Source organism: Lientehia hominis (assembly GCF_021044755.1).
Classification (GTDB): domain Bacteria; phylum Bacillota; class Clostridia; order Lachnospirales; family Lachnospiraceae; genus Lientehia; species Lientehia hominis.
On record NZ_JAJNOR010000006.1, the window covers coordinates 224,562 to 238,513 of the forward strand.

General features: G+C 50.0%; 10 protein-coding genes. 4 read left to right on the forward strand and 6 right to left on the reverse strand.

Annotated features, from left to right (window positions below; translation table 11 throughout):
• Positions 1-10: 10 nt before the first annotated feature.
• Positions 11-1,189, reverse strand: a complete 1,179-nt coding sequence (locus tag LQE92_RS11460; RefSeq protein WP_231063094.1) for an ABC transporter substrate-binding protein — start codon at positions 1,187-1,189, stop codon at positions 11-13.
• A gap of 209 nt (positions 1,190-1,398) precedes the next feature.
• Between LQE92_RS11460 and LQE92_RS11465 the strand changes: the two genes are divergently transcribed.
• Both LQE92_RS11465 and LQE92_RS11470 read left to right on the forward strand, forming a co-directional pair.
• Positions 1,399-2,214 (forward strand): Cof-type HAD-IIB family hydrolase, encoded by an 816-nt coding sequence (locus LQE92_RS11465; RefSeq protein WP_231063095.1) that lies wholly within the window; start codon positions 1,399-1,401, stop codon positions 2,212-2,214.
• An 18-nt stretch (positions 2,215-2,232) separates the two neighbouring features.
• Positions 2,233-3,168, forward strand: a complete 936-nt coding sequence (locus LQE92_RS11470; protein WP_231063096.1) for an AEC family transporter — start codon at positions 2,233-2,235, stop codon at positions 3,166-3,168.
• A gap of 39 nt (positions 3,169-3,207) precedes the next feature.
• Here LQE92_RS11470 and LQE92_RS11475 read toward each other — a convergent pair whose 3' ends face one another.
• From LQE92_RS11475 to LQE92_RS11485, 3 genes are all read right to left on the reverse strand, one after another.
• On the reverse strand, positions 3,208-4,812 hold the full coding sequence (locus LQE92_RS11475) for a potassium/proton antiporter (protein WP_231063097.1): 1,605 nt from the start codon (positions 4,810-4,812) through the stop codon (positions 3,208-3,210).
• Positions 4,813-5,005: 193 nt separating this feature from the next.
• Positions 5,006-5,548, reverse strand: a complete 543-nt coding sequence (locus LQE92_RS11480) for an NADH peroxidase (RefSeq protein ID WP_147595432.1) — start codon at positions 5,546-5,548, stop codon at positions 5,006-5,008.
• A gap of 78 nt (positions 5,549-5,626) precedes the next feature.
• The gene (locus LQE92_RS11485) at positions 5,627-6,046 is read right to left on the reverse strand and encodes a Fur family transcriptional regulator (protein WP_231063098.1); all 420 of its coding nucleotides are present in this window, start codon (positions 6,044-6,046) and stop codon (positions 5,627-5,629) included.
• A 213-nt stretch (positions 6,047-6,259) separates the two neighbouring features.
• Between LQE92_RS11485 and LQE92_RS11490 the strand changes: the two genes are divergently transcribed.
• Positions 6,260-6,691 carry a hypothetical protein gene (locus LQE92_RS11490; RefSeq protein WP_231063099.1) on the forward strand — a complete coding sequence of 144 codons (432 nt, stop codon included), beginning with the start codon at positions 6,260-6,262 and terminating at the stop codon, positions 6,689-6,691.
• A 23-nt stretch (positions 6,692-6,714) separates the two neighbouring features.
• Here the strand turns inward: LQE92_RS11490 and LQE92_RS11495 are convergent, their stop codons facing one another.
• On the reverse strand, positions 6,715-8,610 hold the full coding sequence (locus LQE92_RS11495) for a serine hydrolase domain-containing protein (RefSeq protein WP_231063100.1): 1,896 nt from the start codon (positions 8,608-8,610) through the stop codon (positions 6,715-6,717).
• Between the two features lie 367 nt (positions 8,611-8,977).
• On the opposite strand from LQE92_RS11495, the gene LQE92_RS11500 reads away from it, so the two are divergent.
• A complete protein-coding gene (locus tag LQE92_RS11500; protein WP_231063101.1) occupies positions 8,978-11,614 on the forward strand; it encodes a cation-translocating P-type ATPase in 2,637 nt (878 codons plus the stop codon).
• A 49-nt stretch (positions 11,615-11,663) separates the two neighbouring features.
• Here LQE92_RS11500 and LQE92_RS11505 read toward each other — a convergent pair whose 3' ends face one another.
• Positions 11,664-13,937 (reverse strand): adenosylcobalamin-dependent ribonucleoside-diphosphate reductase, encoded by a 2,274-nt coding sequence (locus LQE92_RS11505; RefSeq protein ID WP_231063102.1) that lies wholly within the window; start codon positions 13,935-13,937, stop codon positions 11,664-11,666.
• Positions 13,938-13,952 lie beyond the last annotated feature (15 nt).

The window sequence follows — 13,952 nt, forward strand, 5'->3', positions numbered from 1 at the left end:
TTACTGTATTTTACATGAAAACGTATGCGCCGTTTTCAATCTTCACTGCAATCGGCTCCTTGGTAGGCTCGCCATCTTCACCCCAGGTAATGTTGGTTCCGGTCAGACCGGTAAATTCAATCTCCGTCATTGCCTTCTTCATGGCATCTCCGATCTCGGTCACGCTCATATCCGGTTTGATCCCGGCCTTTTCTGCCGCTGCCTTAATAACATATGCAGAATCATAAGCGTCTGCCGCGAACTGGTTCGGGGTCTCGCCATAGGCATCCTTGTATGCTTTTACAAAGTTCTGAGTCTTCTCGTCTTCCGCGTCCACTGAAAACGGTGTCAGCAGCATCAGACCCTCTGCCAGAGAAGTATCAAAGTTCTCCAGTGTGAGAATGCCGTCCATGCCGTCACATCCAAAGAAGGAAGGCGCATAACCCATTTCCTTGGCTTTTGCCAGAATCAGGGAAGCTTCCGTATAATACATCGGAAGGAACACCATTTCTGCTCCGGCGTCTTTCGCTTTCTGCAGCTGTACGGAGAAATCCTTGTTGCTCTCAGATGTGAACGCTTCTGCCGCTACGATCTCCAGTCCCTGATTTTTCGCTTCCTTTGCGAAATTTTCATAAATACCGTTGGAGTAAGTATCTCCGCTGTTGTAAATGACTGCAATAGACTTCGCCAGATTGTTTTTCGCAATGTACTGTGCGGAAACCGTCCCCTGTGCAGGGTCAGAGAAGCACATACGGAACGCATTGTCATACTTCACGGAATTAATGGAAGTTCCGGAAGGGGTGATCTGGAACAGGTTGTCGTTATGGCTCTCCGCCACGACTGCCTCGCAGGCGCCGGAGGTAGTCGTCCCGATCAGCATCTGCATTTTCCAGTCCTTCAATGTATTATAAGCGTTTACGCCCTTTTCGGCGTCTGCCTCGTCATCTTCAAATTTGTATTCAACCTGCACGCCGCCTATACCGCCGGCCTCATTGATCTCCTTGATTGCCAGCTCCATGCCGTTCTTAACTGCCGTCCCGTAGATAGCCGCGTCGCCGGTCAGGGGACCTGTGCCGCCGATCTTGAATACCGCGCTTCCTTCGGAGCTGCCGCCTTCATTTTTCGCGGATTCTTTCTTTCCGCATCCTGCAAAGGCCGTCACTGCCATTGCAGCCACAAGAATCAAGCTTAAGATTTTTTTCTTTTTCATTTTACATATTCCTCCCTAATTGTCTCTCCCAGAAAGACGAATGTCGTTTCTAATAATACTGCCCTTTCATTCTACTGTCAAGATATAATTCTTTTTTCATTGGATTTTTTTGAAATTCTGTAGAAACCGTACCTGAGTTATGATAAGATACAGAATGGAAACGGAACAACTTCAAAAAATAAGATATCCGTTGGAAAGGACGTGAATACGTGGCAACCAGACTGATAGCTTTGGATCTGGACGGAACTGCCCTGTCTGATCACCGCTCCATTACCGGCAGGACCCGCTCCGCCATATCGGATGCCCGGAAAAACGGCATTCTCGTGGTTCCCGCCACAGGGCGTTCCTACAGGGATATACCGGCGGAAGTCCTGAATATAACAGAATTTTCCTATTTTCTGACTTCCAACGGAGCCAATATCCTGGACGGCAGAAGCAGGACCAGCGTGTATACCGACCTGATACCCTGGCGGCAGAGTATGGAAATACTCCGCATGCTGGAAGAATACGACGTACAGCCTTCCGTTCATTTAAACGGGAGCAGCACCAACCTGAGGACCGCAGATCCGCGCATCGTGGCGCGGTACGGCAACACCGACTACTTCCTGCGCTACAGCGTTGATAATCTGGCAGACTATATAGCCGCGGAAAAGACAGACGTGGAAAAGATATTCGCCATCCTGTTCGCCCCGTCTGAAAAAGCCGCTCTGACTGCCAGGCTCACATCCCGCTGTCCCTTGACGGTGTCGGCCTCCGGCCCGGACAACATCGAACTGAACAGCCCCACGGCCTCCAAGGGCCACGGTCTCTCTATGCTCTGCCGGACATTAAATATTTCTCCGGAAGATACGGCTGTCATCGGCGACAGCATCAATGATATTTCCATGTTCCGCTTTGCCGGACGCCGAATTGCCATGGGCAATGCGGAGCCCTGCATCATGGAGCTTTCTCAGCACGTGACAGACACCTGCGATAAAGACGGTGCCGCCCTTGCCATTGAAAGACTTATCCAACAAGAATGGTAAAGAAAAGAGGTTCGTCTCATGGATTACTTTTTCAGCATCCTGCCCAAAATGGGCAGTTTTTTCCTGCTCATGTGTATTGGCATACTGGTCGCAAAAATCGGCGTCATAACAAAGGAAAATATCTCCTTATTCCCGCCTTTCATCATAAAGGTGATCATGCCGTGCCTGTCATTTTCCCTTATGTATGAAAACGGTACCACCTTCGCTTCCCTGGGGCATTACGTCCCCGTCATCATCGGTCAGGTATCTTCTTATCTCCTTCTGATGCTGCTCGGCTGGCTCTCCTCCCGCGTCTGCCATATGAAATATCCCCTGGCCAATATTCACCGCGGCTGTCATCTGGGCGGCAACTATGGATTCATCGGCATTCCCCTGCTGATGGTGCTGTTCGCTGCCGGTGAGGGACGACAGTACATACCCATCTGTGCGGCGGTCGATACCATCTTTATGTGGAGCGCGGGCATCGTCTTCTTTACCTATACAAAAGAAAGAGGATTGTCTTCTGGTTTCCGGAACCTCGTCAATCCGGTCATCATCTCCATCCTGCTCGGACTGATCGTGACTTCCATTAAGCTTCCGGTGCCTTCCTTCATAAGCGATACCCTCGCTTCCATTGGAAACTGCAGCACCCCCCTGGCTCTTATCTACCTGGGAGCAAGTCTCTGCTTCATCAGTCTTAAATCAACCGCAATGCTTAAAAATATTTTCAGCCTGATCCTCGTCCGCATGATATTCGCGCCTGTACTGGTATTTGCCGTTGCCAGCCGGTTCCTGCCAGAGACCGAAACCATTCTGCTGACTGTCATCTGCTCCACTCCGGTTATGGCTTCTGCCACCAGTGTAGCGCATCAATATCATCTGGATGAGGATTACGCCTCCGCTTCCATCTTTGTGACTACCATTGCAAGCCTTCTTACCATACCGCTGGTATTTTTCCTAACGTCCTTTCTATAGAAACTTCAGGCGGAGTCCGATGGGCCCCGCTTTTTCTGATCATTCCTCTGCCGGACCGTTTATGACCATCACATCTCCTTCCTTCAATACCGTACCGCCGCTGGGAATGATCACCTTTTCCTGTCTCCTGATCATTACGATCAGCTTCCCCGGTTCCAGCACTACATCCGCCAATTTTTTTCCGGCCCAGCCGCTGTCTTTGCTCACAGGCAGCTCCGTGAGACGGATCCCGTCAGCCGCAGACATGGCCTTTGCGCTCAGAACAAGTATATCCTCCGCACAGATTATTGTGTCTCCCTTCGGCACGATCTGCTCTTCTTTCCGCGTCAAAAGCGCCAGCAGGGTATCTGGAGGAAGCAAAATATCACAGACTGCTTTTCCCTCCCATGGATGCCCTTCCTTTATGGTAAACTGAATAAACTGTACCGGCATCTCCTCCGTATAATCATTGAAGGTCTTTAACACATCGACATGCTCATCGATCATTTTGAGCTTCCTGGCGGCCAGAGGGATCAGGGAACCCTGAAATAATATAGAAAACAGAACGATAAAAAATACCATGTGGAAAATATCCATGCTGATGTCTCCCGGGCTCACCACAGCCATGATCGCAAACACAATGGAGGCCGCTCCGCGAAGCCCGGACCATGCCACGAGAAGCTGCTGGTTCAGACGGCAGCGAAACGGCGTCATTATGGCAAACACAGCCAGCGGACGGGCAGCAAAGGTCAGAAACAGCGCAATCAGAAACGCCGGGAGTACGACTCCCGGAAGCTGGGACGGAAATGCCAGAAGACCAAGCAGGAAAAATATCAGCATCTGCATCAGGCCGGTGATTCCATCAAAAAAGTGTACCAGGGCTTTTTTATTTTTCAAAGGTCCGTTTCCAAGCAGAATTCCCACCACATAAGCGCTTAAATATCCATTTCCTCCAATGGACGCCGGAGCCGCATAGGCCAGCAGAACCACCGCCAGAACAAAAATCGTATCAAACCCTTCTGTGGAAAAATGAAAATTTTTAAGAAACCATAGGGCCAGAAACGCAATTACTGCGCCTCCCAGCAGTCCATACACGATCTGTGCAAACAGCATATACGCGATTCCGCCCGCTTCTGCCGTCCCGCCCATAATGGAAAGCACCGTCATCGTCAGCATATAAGAAAATGGATCATTGCTTCCGCTTTCTACCTCCAGCAGAGAAGCCGTGTTATCTTTCAGGTTCAGCCGTTTGGAACGTAAAATGGAGAACACCGACGCCGCGTCTGTGGAACTGATGACCGCTCCGATCAGCAGGCTCTCCAGCAGGCTCATCCGCAGCGCAAAATAGCAAAACGCCCCTGTTATTCCAGCGGTCATCACAACTCCGGCTGTTGACAAAAGAATCGCTTTGACCGCCGCCGGTCTTGCTTCGCTCCACTTGGTCCCAAATCCCCCGTAGAACATGATAAATATCAATGCGACCGAGCATATTTGCTCTGCGAACCCGTAGTTGTCAAAGGGAATCTTCAGTACGCCGTCTGACCCGAAAAACATCCCCAGAAGAATAAAGAAAAGCAGCATCGGTATTCCCAGCCGGCTGGACAAATGATTCAATAGTATGCAGGCAATGATTATAACTGTGACTAGAAGTAAAAAAATAGGCAATAATCCCTCTCCCTTCCTGTGCTTCCATGTTTTCTGTTACTATTGTAACATAAATCCTCCTTTATGCCCAAATTTTGTGAAATGAAAAAGACAGCAGGTGTGGGGCCTGCTGTCTTTTTCCGGAATGTCCGCTTATTACGCAGGCTTCCGTTTCTTTTTCAAGATTTATCAAGGTAAGGAGGGAGTAGTCTGATTAACCAAAGTATCTCTTTAAGAGACCTTCAAATGCTTTGCCGTGACGAGCTTCGTCTCTGGCCATTTCATGTACGGTATCATGGATCGCATCCAGGTTAGCGGCCTTTGCTCTCTTGGCAAGGTCAAACTTTCCAGCTGTCGCGCCGTTTTCTGCCGCAACACGCATCTCCAGATTCTTCTTGGTGCTGTCGGTGACCACTTCACCCAGAAGCTCAGCGAATTTAGCGGCATGCTCTGCCTCTTCATAAGCTGCTTTCTCCCAGTAAAGGCCGATCTCCGGATATCCTTCTCTGTGTGCAACTCTGGCCATTGCCAGATACATACCAACCTCAGAGCATTCTCCGTTGAAGTTCGCCCTCAGATCATCCAGAATATCCTGGCTGACGCCCTGGGCAACGCCTACTACATGCTCTGCTGCCCAAGTCATATCACCCTTCTGCTCTGAGAACTTGCTCGCGGGTGCTCCGCACTGAGGACATTTTTCAGGTGCAGTCTCGCCTTCCCAAACATAACCACATACATCACATACAAATTTTTTCATTTCCTTTTCTCCTTTTCTGATTTATTTTTATCTTTTTGTTTTTCAATATCAGTAATTATTACTGTTATTGATAAGATATCACATCGCTTCTCTTTTGTCAAGAGTTTTTTGTACTTTTTCAGTACAGTTTCTGCAGGTTCCAAAAAACAGCGTCGTATGTCCTTCTATCGTACCTTCGAACCGATCGGAAGCCATTCTATCCAAGTCATTAAGCGGATCCAACGGCATATCCTGAACGCAGCCGCATTCCCGGCAGATAAAATGATAATGGGGCTCCGTATTTGAATCGAAATGCTCTACTCCGTCTCCGCACGATACCTTGCAGATTTCGCCAAGGGAAGCCAGCAGGGATAAATTTCGATATACTGTTCCGAGACTGATATTGGGGTACAGCTGGCGGATATTTACATAGACCGTATCCGCCGTTGGATGATCTTTGCGCGTAGCAAGAAATTCCTTGATACTCTCACGCTGTCGACTGTATTTCAAAGTTTTCATGGCAGCTCCTCCAAATCAAAAACAATAATTGCTACTGTTTTTATTATATCCGCGGCTATCCATGCTGTCAAGACTTTTCTGACTATGATTTTATCTGGCGCGGATAAATCAGCGGCTCCGACACATACTAAGTATAGTGTCAGGGAGCAGATGCTTTGCGGCAGAAGAACATTGTGCCCCAGAAAACTATTTTATGGAAGAGAGGTATCATCTATGAACGAAGATACAAAAAAACTGTTAAATGAATGTGACGCAGGTACCAAAATGGCGGTAGAGACCATAAACCAGGTCCTTCCTTCCGTCCATAATCAGGAATTCCGGGAAAGCCTGGAAAAATACAGAGATGCCCATGTAAGCTTCGGCGATAAGCTTCATTCTATGCTGAACGAAGGCGGAGAACCTTCCGGAGACCTGGGTCCCATGGAAAAAGCTTCTGCGTGGGTCATGACAAGCGTAAAGCTCATGCTGGACGATTCGGACAAAAAGATCGCTTCAATGGTTACGGATGGCTGCAACATGGGAATCAAATCCATAAGCAAATATCTGAACCAATATGCGACTGCCGACAAGAGCGCTAAAAAGATTTCCGAAAATATCATCCGTTTGGAACAAAGTCTGATGGACGAATTAAGGAAGTACCTGTAGAATTCTACAGGTACTTTTGTTTGTCACGCTTCTTCTGATTCTTCCTTTTCCGGCACGCAGCTCCCGGTTACGATCGGATGGATTGTCCTGTCCGCCAGGATTGCCGCCAGGTCCACTCCCAGTTTATCCCGGATTGCTTCCATCAGGCCGTTTTTAAGCGAATCGCTCAGAAGAGAGCCAAGCCCCTCTTTTATCATACGTCCTCCCGGCGTCTCATCCCAATGTATTTCTATTCTTTCACCGTGATCTCTGAAAATGCACTTCATCTTCCGGCGGACTGCTTCTTCCAGAAACGCGATATCCAGTTTCAGGACAGGATAACCGTCTTCATCTTTTGTAAATTCTCCTTCTGTTCCCAACAGATAAGGTTCGCCATGGAAAAAGACCTCTGTTTCGGCCGCTCTGCCGAATCCGATTTCCAGCCGGTGCAGCATGCCGCCCTCCTCCATGGAAACATAAAACTTCTTATTTTCGTAATGAAACCCTACAGAATGGATGCCTTCCGTATAATTGTTATGAAATACCTGAAGGACCAAAGGGCTGAGGCCCACATGAGTCTGTTCCAGCCGGTAAACACGGCCGTTCAGCAAGCGCTTCAGCTTTTCTTCTTCCAGAAAATGATTCTCTCTGCTGTTTTTCCTCGGCCGGTTCCAGGCGTTCAGGCTTCCCTTCCTGATTGTCCTTCCGCTTCTTCGAACCCCGCTTCCTGAGACACAGGAAACGGCTTTCCATCCGCCGCGGCCGCCGGTCCCCGCCAATTCCGGGACGCCTCTCCTGCCGTCTCTTCTGAGGCTGGCTTCCACATCCCGAAGCTTTCTGAGCCCCGCGGGGTCTTCCGGCAGCTCCTCTCCCGGCTGAAAGTCATCTTCAAAATATTTTTTTACAATATTTAACAGCACACAGCTTTGAAACAGCTCGTCGCTTCCCGCGTTGGACGCTACGACCATGTCGATATCTGGATAGACCACGATGTTCTGTCCCAGCATGCCGTTAAAGGTATAGCTCCCAGGGCGGCCGCCCATCCAGACCTGATATCCATATCCATAAGGCCCCATGCTCTCTGGCGTATCTATATGTTTGCTGGTCGCCGTTTCCACCCAGGACTCCGGAATCAGCTGCCGGCCCTTCCAGTTTCCTTTCTGCAGATAAAGCTGCCCCAGCTTCGCCGCATCCTCTGTACCGATGAAAAGTCCCCATCCGCCTTTCGTGATGCCCTTTGGGCAGGCCTCCCAGAAAACCTGGGTGATTCCCATCGGCTCCCACAGCCGCGGACGGAGATAGTCCATCATGCTCTCCCCGGTCAGTTTAGTCACGATGGCTGACAAGATATATGTGTTCATGCTGTTATATTCAAATTTCGTACCCGGCGTCCCCTTTACTCCCGCCTGCAGATAGCTGGCCGTCCAGTCGTCACCTGACACGATCCCGGTTTCATTAAACGTGACTCCCGACGTCATAGTCAGCAGATGCTCCACCTTCAGATTCTTCTGCCGTATCCCCGCAAGAAGTGACTTGCTGTCAAGCAGATGCAGCACTTTGTCATCCAATGAAAGCTTTCCTTCTTCTATCAGCATCCCGATGGCCATTCCCGTGATCGTTTTGCACATGGAATAGGACGCATGCCACATATCACGGCCATACGGAGCAACGTCAGCTTCCCCGATGACATTGCCGTGGCGGAGTACCATCACATGATGAAGATCCGTCCTGTTGTCTCCCGCCAGTTCCTCAAAAAACGCGGCCAGGCGCCGGGAGGGCACTCCCTGGGATTCCGGTGTCATCCGTGGAAACGGCTGAGAGAAAGCTTCTTCTTTAAAGGCCGGTTTCTGCGGCGTATATGTCACCTTGCTGATATTCTCCATATTTCCCCGAATCAAATTCTTCAATAAGTCCATCACTGCCAATTGTTCTTTCAGCATATAATCCCACCCTTCTGCCACTATTATAAGGTTATTGTTCCCGACTTTCCATTAACTTTTCGTAAACAATCCTAAAAATTAACCTTTTTTTGCTAATTTTATATTTCATCCCTTGTAAACCGGATAAATTTGTGCTATTATGAGCACACTAAAATAAGAAATATCGTTATCCCTCTTGATAAGGGAGTAGTCAGCGCGGCGCGTGATGAAGCCAACATCCCTGGAACCCATTCCTGGCTTCGTACTAAATGACGAGACTTATCTGTTATGGAACAGATAGGTCTTATTTTTATTTCGCAGGATAGTTCTCAGAACGATTTCCTGGAAGAAACTGCGTCCGTCATTTATTATTTCAAAGGAGGTTCTCATGAAACCATACTTAGCAGAATTTTCTCAAGTCATCAAAGATCTGAACACTTCAGAGCAGGGGCTGACCGGCGCCGAGGCCGGACGGCGGTTGTCCGAAAACGGCCCAAATAAGCTGAAAGAGGGCAAAAAAGTTTCACTTATTTCCCGCTTTTTTAAAGAGCTGGCCGATCCGATGATCATCATCCTCATAGCCGCCGCTGTCGTTTCAGGTATTACAGCAGTCTACTCGGGGGAGTCCTTTACCGATGTCATCATTATCATGGCCGTAGTCATCATCAACGCTGTCCTGGGGGTTGTTCAGGAAAATAAAGCGGAGAAAGCCATCGCCGCTCTCCAGGAGATCGCGGCGGCTACTTCAAAGGTCGTCCGGGACGGCCGCCAGAAGACCGTAAAAAGTGAAGAGCTGGTTCCCGGCGACATAATCATCCTGGAAGCCGGAGACGCCGTCCCCGCCGATGCCAGAATCATAGAAAACGCCAGCCTGAAGGTGGAAGAAGCGGCCCTTACCGGAGAATCCGTACCAGTCAATAAAACCGCGGATACACTGAACCTGGGAACAGAAAAAGACATCCCTCTTGGCGACCGGAAAAACATGGTATATATGGGAAGTACCATCGTATATGGCCGGGGACGAGCCGTACTGACCGGCACCGGTATGGACACAGAGATGGGAAAGATCGCAGATGCGCTGACCAATTCCAAGGATGACCTCACTCCCCTTCAGAAAAGGCTGAATCAATTGAGCAAGGTGCTGAGCTTCCTTGTTATCGGAATCTGTCTCTTTATTTTCGCCCTGAATATATTCCGTGCCTATCCGGATATCACCGGAGCAAGGATGCTCGATACTTTCATGATTGCCGTCAGCCTGGCTGTAGCAGCCATCCCAGAGGGTCTGGCCGCGGTGGTCACGATCGTGCTCTCCATGGGAGTCACCAGAATGTCAAAGCGGAACGCTGTCATCCGTAAGCTGACTGCCGTAGAGACCCTTGGCTGTACTCAGATCATCTGTTCCGACAAAACCGGCACACTGACTCAGAACAAGATGACTGTAGTGGAGCACTCCTCAGCAGATATCCCGGAGCTTGCCAAAGCCATGTCGCTCTGCAGTGACGCTGTTTTAGATGAGCAGAAGGAAGCCGTCGGAGAGCCTACAGAATGTGCTCTGGTAAATGACGCTTTCTCCCTTGGTCTGTCCAAAACAGATCTGATGGAACAATATCCCCGTATAGGCGAGGCTCCCTTTGATTCCATGCGGAAGATGATGTCAACGGTCCACAATACTTCGGAACACGGCATTCTGCAGTACACCAAAGGCGCACCCGACGAGGTTCTGAAACGCTGTACGTCCATGTGGGACGGCAGCCGGGAAGTCCCTCTCACGGAAAGTCTCCGTCAGGAGATCCTTTCAAAAAATAAGCATATGGCGGATCAGGCTCTCCGCGTTCTCTGCGGCGCCATGCGAGTATGGGATTCTAGTCCCGCCTCCTTCGACGCGGAATATCTGGAGCAGGAGCTTTGCTATCTGGGGCTATCCGGCATGATCGATCCTATCCGTCCTGAGGTGCGGGATGCGATAGCTGAATGTAAGAATGCGGGGATTCGTCCCATCATGATCACGGGGGATCATCGCGATACCGCCGTGGCTATCGCCCGTCAGCTGGGAATCCTTCAGGATGACAGCGAGGCCATAACCGGTTCCCGGCTAAATGACATGAGCGATGAAGAACTGTTCCGGGATGTGAAGCATTTCTCCGTATATGCGAGGGTCCAGCCGGAACACAAAGTACGGATCGTAAAGGCCTGGAAATCCAAAGGATGCATCACCGCCATGACAGGAGATGGCGTAAACGACGCTCCTTCCATTAAAAGCGCAGATATAGGCGTGGGCATGGGAATAACCGGAACAGATGTGACAAAAAACGTAGCGGACATGGTGCTCGCCGACGATAATTTTGCCACAATTGTTTCCGCCGTGGGCGAGGGCAGGCGAATTTATGACAACATCCGCAAATCCATTCAGTTCCTCCTGTCCTCCAATCTGGCCGAGGTGCTCGCCATCTTCTTTTCCACCATCCTCGGCTTTACCATACTGAAACCAGTCCACCTGCTTTGGATCAACCTGATCACTGACTGTTTCCCCGCCCTGGCTCTCGGCATGGAACACGAAGAAGAGGATATCATGAAACGGGCTCCCCGAAGCGCGGATGACGGTATCTTTGCCGGCGGCCTTGGCTTTGACGTGGTCTTTCAGGGTGTTCTGATAACCTTTCTCACCATGTCCGCTTATTTCATCGGTCATTATGTCGAATCCGGCCGGTTTGAAATCGCCGCCAGTGCCGACGGCATGACAATGGCATTCCTGACCTTATCCATGGTGGAGATATTCCATTCTTTCAATATGAGGTCCCGAAGAGCTTCCGTATTCCGGATACACGAGCATAATAAGTTCCTTTGGGGCGCCATGGCTCTGTCTTTCCTCTGTACGGCCGCCGTGATCTATGTCCCCTTTCTGCGGAACGCTTTCGGCTTTGCCCATATTACCTTGGCTGAATACGGACTTTCCATGGCTCTGGCTGTCGTGATCATCCCGATCATGGAACTGGTAAAATTTATACAGCGGCGCCTGCACAAATAGTGCAGGCACCGCCGTTCTCAATACTCATCTGATTTTGTTACAGCCGAACTTAGAAGCATCCGCTCCATCCGCATCCTTTGCAGATGTTGCAGCCGCCCTCAAAAACAAGCGGTTCTCCACATTCAGGGCAGCGGATTTTCTGATTGGTGCTTTTCACCGCCTGAGGCTTCGGAGCCTTGGGCGGCACATGGCTTGCATTCTCTCCCTGCTTTGCCAATTCTTCCTGCACCTCATTGTACATATCCAGCAGCGCGTTTCCCACGGCCATCGGGCAGCAGGAGCCCTTGCTGGTATCCTTCTGGGTCGCGCGCCTTACGGTATAGGAAGGGCAGGAGCCTGTAGAATTCAGCTGATCAATGATCGTATAAATATCAATGCCGCCGCGGGCGCTGATGGAGATCATCCTGGACAAGCCGATCATAAAATTGTTGCAGCCTCCCGTACTTCCCTTGCTGAGATAAGTCTCCAGCAGAGCTCCCGTATAAGGATCGAAAAGAGCGATACAGTGGAGACTTCCGCAGCCGGTGATCAGCTTCCGCTTCTTTCCGATGACGTCATCGTTCACCAGAATGATCTCACCGCGTTCCAGCCCCTCTCCGGCTACTGCTCCCTTCGGCTCCTCCGGCACATCTGTGGACAGGATTCCGGCTCTCTGGCAGCCATCACGGAAAATCGTGATTCCCTTAAGCCCCTTGTCATAGGCGTACTGATAAAGAGACTCTGTCTCCTCTACGGTGAATTGCTTCGGTACATTTACCGTAGAACTGATGGAAGCGTCAATATGGGTCTGCCAAATGGACTGCATGTTGATCCTGGACCGATAATCCAATGTCATAGCTGTCACAAAATAGGGAGGGAGCATACTGTCGTCGTTGATCTTGTGATCCTTCATGTAATTTTCCACGATCTTCGTATACACCTTGTAGTATACGTCTTTGCCATGAAGGGATTCTGTCTTCCTTTCATAATAAATGGCATAAATAGGCTCTATCCCTCCGGAGATTCCCAGCATGGTGGATAAGGTTCCTGTGGGAGCTATCGTCAGAAGCTGTGAATTTCTCAGCCCGTATTTTTTCACCATTTCTCTGGTAGGCTCGGACGTATTCTGCTCAAAAAACTCGGTTCCCATAATCTCCTCTGTGGCGCATTTCGGAAATGCCCCCGACTCCTTTGCCAGAGCCGCGGAAGAGGCAATGGCCGTATCAGCCATCGCAAAGCCTATCTTATCACAAAGCTCTATGGCCTCTTCCTCACCGTAGGTCACACCCAGCTTCACAAGCATGTCCGCCAGTCCCATGATGCCCAGACCTATCTGACGCCAGTCGCGGACACTTTTCTGCTGCTCCTCCAGCGGATGCAGGCTCAGCCCCTCATCCAGCACCTCGTTCATCGCTCTGACGCAAATTGCCACGCACTGCTTGAACCCGTCAAAGTCAAAAGATGCTTCCGGCGTAAAAGGATCCTTTACAAACTCAGCCAGGTTCATGCTGCCCAAGAGACAGCTGCCTCCGGCGGGCAGCGGTTCCTCTGCACAGGGATTTACGCCTGCATAAGAAAAGTCCTTGGTATTGCTGAGCAGATTCCATCCGCAGATTCTGTCCCAGAACAGAGCTCCCGGCTCCGCATAATCCCAGTTGGCCTCCGCAATCTGGTGAAACAGTTCTCTGGCATTGACCACCCGTTCAATCTTTTCTCCGGTCGCCTCTCTCGTGTAGTGGAGATGATACGATTTATTTTCTTTCACGGCCTCCATGAATTCATCATATACCCTGACAGAAATATTAGCCTTCGTCACCTTCGTGAGATCTGTCTTCAGCTTGATGAAATCCTCGATATCCGGATGAAAACAATCCATGGAAATCATCAGAGCTCCCCGGCGCCCATTCTGCCCGATCAGATCCGTGACCAGAGAATACAGATCCATAAAAGATACCGCGCCGGTAGTCTCCCTGGCCGCATTGTTGATACGGGCCCCCCGGGGACTCAGTCCGGAAATATCAATACCGCAGCCTCCGCCGTAGCTGTACGTACGGGCCAGCTTTTTTGCACAGTCAAAAATACTTTCTATTTCATCCTTGGGGGGCGCGATCACATAGCAGTTTGACAGCGTGATCTTTCTTCCCACGTATTCCAGACCGCGGTTGGACAATATCCTGCCGCCGAACAGAAATTTTTTCTCTTTCATCAGGCGGGCTATATCCTTATTTCCACTGCTTATCCGCTCTATCCAGTGATCAAAATCTTCTCCTTCATAGCAATATTTATTCTGCCAGATATCAATACCCAGCTGATTTTCTTTTCCTAACCACTCTTCGATCGTCATTGGGACACTCCTCTC